Source organism: Vibrio sp. Vb2131, assembly GCF_033338535.1.
In the GTDB taxonomy this organism is placed as follows: Bacteria; Pseudomonadota; Gammaproteobacteria; order Enterobacterales; family Vibrionaceae; genus Vibrio; species Vibrio alginolyticus.
Map to the genome: position 1 here is coordinate 1 of NZ_JAWOSW010000188.1, position 505 is coordinate 505.

The following is a 505-nucleotide window of genomic DNA, read 5'->3' on the forward strand; positions in this document are numbered from 1 at the left end:
TCAGGGTTATAAATGCTGCCGTTGTCAAACACCTGCTGGATGATCAGCCCGAAGGAGAAGGGGGAGATGTTCAGCATGTTCAGCAGTGTGGCCTCGCTGGCTCCCACCTTGTCTCCAGTCTTTATCAGCTGCACATCACTCAGAATTTCAATGGTGCCTCTGGAGATTTTCGTGGTGATGCCCAAAGCCTGGAAGAAGGAGGTCTTCTCGGGTCCTAGACCAGTGTTCTGAGCTGGCACAGTGACCTCACACGGGGCGATGGCACCAGCCCGAGCAGCAGCTGGCACCTTATTGGCCAACAGCATATCCCGAATCTCAGTGAGGTCCTCCTTGGTGAACACGAAGCCCACGTTCCCCCGGATGTGAGGCAGCAGTTTCTCCAGAGCTGGGTTGTTCTCCAGGTGGCCCCTGATAGCCTTGCGCATCATGGTGTTCTTGCCCATCAGCACCACGGCCTTCCCTCGGAGCGACATGCGGATCTGCTGCATCTGCTTGGAGCCCACGT

At 56.6% G+C, this 505-nt stretch carries 1 protein-coding gene; it reads right to left on the minus strand.

The window, feature by feature from the left end:
• Positions 1-488, minus strand: a 488-nt coding sequence (gene rplJ / locus R7E38_RS23460) for a 50S ribosomal protein L10 (protein ID WP_318082261.1), incomplete at its 3' end; no start/stop codon positions are given.
• Positions 489-505 lie beyond the last annotated feature (17 nt).